This window comes from Actinosynnema sp. NPDC023658, from assembly GCF_040639995.1.
GTDB lineage: Bacteria > Actinomycetota > Actinomycetes > Mycobacteriales > Pseudonocardiaceae > Actinosynnema.
This window is the reverse complement of record NZ_JBFAAX010000821.1, coordinates 1-2,495: the sequence shown is the minus strand read 5'-3', so window position 1 is coordinate 2,495 and position 2,495 is coordinate 1. Positions and strand designations below refer to the sequence as shown.

The 2,495-nt window shown below is 72.6% G+C and carries 4 protein-coding genes; all 4 read right to left on the bottom strand.

All coding sequences use genetic code 11. The annotated features are described in order from the left end of the window. Positions 1 to 476: maltotransferase domain-containing protein (locus AB0G02_RS35210; RefSeq protein WP_360803269.1), on the bottom strand; the 476-nt coding region annotated here is incomplete at its 3' end. A 37-nt stretch (positions 477 to 513) separates the two neighbouring features. After that, positions 514 to 1,194 carry an EthD family reductase gene (locus tag AB0G02_RS35205; RefSeq protein ID WP_360803266.1) on the bottom strand — a complete coding sequence of 227 codons (681 nt, stop codon included), beginning with the start codon at positions 1,192 to 1,194 and terminating at the stop codon, positions 514 to 516. Between the two features lie 26 nt (positions 1,195 to 1,220). After that, positions 1,221 to 1,529, bottom strand: coding sequence for a muconolactone Delta-isomerase family protein (locus tag AB0G02_RS35200; protein ID WP_360803263.1), 309 nt, complete (start codon positions 1,527 to 1,529; stop codon positions 1,221 to 1,223). A 20-nt stretch (positions 1,530 to 1,549) separates the two neighbouring features. Next, on the bottom strand, positions 1,550 to 2,495 hold a 946-nt coding region (locus AB0G02_RS35195; protein ID WP_360803260.1), incomplete at its 5' end, for an ankyrin repeat domain-containing protein.

Below are 2,495 nucleotides of genomic sequence, written 5' to 3'. Positions count from 1 at the left end.
CCGCCCGCACCGGCGCAGGTGCTGCCCACCAGGAACCTGCCGGGCTTCTTCCAGCAGAACCAGGCCCTCGGCTCGATCGCCCCGGTCGACGTGCACGCCCGTTCGAGCAGCCGCGCGCCCTCTTCGAGGTCGGGGTCCAGTTCCGCGGTGGACCGCCCGGCCGCCAGGTTGACCGTCACCGCGTGCCTCCACGTGGCCCAGGGGTCGCTCCACGCCTCGACGCGGAACACCCACTCGCCCGGTCGGTCCGGCACGACGACCGCCTCCCAGCGGTGGTCCGGGCCCGGCGCCATCCGCGTGCGGCGGGGCGCCCGGTCGCCCGGCCCCGACCAGACCACCTCGGCGGCCACCGCCGCGTGGCCCTCCCGCCACACCGTCGCCCGCACCGGCACGTGCTCGGCCACGACCGCCTTCACCGGTCGCAGACCGCCCGAGACCGCCGGGCGGACGTCCTCGATCGCGATCCTCTGCGTCACTGGTCCCCTCCTCGACCCCGCACGGACCCGGCTCGCCCTACCTGGCGTCCGGGCCGATCACCCAGTGCTCCGCGACGACCATCTCGTGCAGGTAGCGGTCCTGGACGAACGAGCGCAGCTCGTCCTCCGCCCGCTGGAACTGCGGCGACGCCAGGGCCGCGGTGAGCGCGTCCACGTCGTCGAACCACAGCTGGTAGGCGGCGTCCAGGGTCGCCTCACCGATGCCGTACGCGCCGTCGACGGTGTGGCCCTGCAGGTAGCCCCGCAGTCCGGGCACCTCGGCGACGAGGTCGGCGTGCTTGCCCAGGCTCAGCTCGCGGAAGGAGTCCAGCGACAGGCCCTCCCGCCGCTTCACCAGGCGCACGAGCTTCACGCCCTCGGCCCGCGGCGGCTCCACGACCACGTGGGCGTTCGTGTCGAGCACCAGGGTCTTCCAGAACGCGGCCCACTTCGGCTCGTCCAGGCGCGCGCCCTCCAGGAACTCGGGCGTCTGCAACGACTCGACCTGCTCCTCGGGCCGCAGCCAGATCTCCGCGATGCCGCTCCACATCGGCTCGGCGTCGCCGTCCCCGGACGGGATCCGGGTGTCGATCTTGTACTTGCGGATCTGCGGGATCTTGCTCGCGTACCGCACGGCGTGCACGTCGAGCCAGTACCGCTGGAACTCCTCCTCGGTCATGCCCGGCTTGGGCGAGGCGAAGATGAGCTGGTGGATCACGGTGTCCTCCTCCTGGGGGTGGTGGGTCAGACCTGGTAGCGCTTGAGGACGTCCTCGGCGAAGCCCAGGTAGTCGCGCAGCGGCCACACCTCTTCGAACTCCAGGTACTCGCGCATCGGCAACCGGCCCAGCGCGGTGCGGTCCAGCTCCTCCGCGCTCGGGGCGTCGATGATGCCGATGACCCGCTTCTGCGCGGCGACCTTCCACAGGCCGACGGCGAAGCCCGAGTCCAGGGTCTCCTTGGCGTGCTCGGCCTCCTCCTGCTCGATCTCCCACAGCTCGTCGAGCGTGATGCGGCCCTCGTGGTTCCACTTCATCTGCACGTAGAACAACATCGGGTGTGCTCCCAGAGGGGTCAGGCGGCCTGCGCGCGCAGCCGCTCGATCACGGGGTGGTCGGCGTCGAACACGTCGACGGCCACGTCCAGGGGCGTCTTGCCGTCGTGGCCGACCAGGTCGACCCGGGCGCCGGCGTCCAGCAGGATGCGGGCGCACTCGTCGTAGCCGTGCCACAGGGCGTCGTGCAGCGGGGTGTAGCCGTTGGTCGCGCCCTGGAAGTCGAGGTCGACGCCGGGCGCGGCCACCAGCAGGGCGGTGATGTCGGCGTGTCCGTTGTAGACGGCCTTGTGCAGCGGGCACGCGCCGAACGTCGGCTCGGTGGCGTTGACGTCCGCGCCCGCGCGCAGCAGCTCGCGGACGATCTCCAGGTGGCCGTCGCGGGTGGCGACCAGCAGCGGCGTGTGCAGGTCGTTGAACCCGTTGCGGACCGGGAAGCGGGCGTCGACCTGGGCGCCGTCGGCCAGCAGCCGCGCGACCTCCCGCGCGTCACCGGCGGCGGTCGCCGCCATCAGCCGCTGCTCGGCGATGCGGCGCTCGTCCTCGTCCTCCCGGCGGCGCAGCAGCTTCTCGGCCGCCAGCAGCTTCTCCTTGCCGAGCGAGTTGACGTTCAGCTCGAACTCGAAGTGCTCCTTCATGGAGAAGCCGTAGTGCGTCGACAGGTTCACGCCCGCGCCCTGGTCGAGCAGGTAGCCGACGACCTCCGGCCACTTGTACCAGAGGGCGTCCATGAGCGGGGTGTGGCCGGTGGTCGGCGCGACCGCGTCGACGAACGCGCCCGCCTCGACCAGGGTCTGCACGGTGGCCAGGTCGCCGCCCTGCACGGCCTTGTGCAGCGCCGTGCACCCGGCGCGGCTGTCGACGCCGTGCACGTCCGCGCCGCCCGCCAGCAGGGCGGCCACCGTGCTCGCGCGCCCGAGGCCGGCCGCGACCTGGAGCACGGTCAGGCCGCTCGGGTCGCGGTGG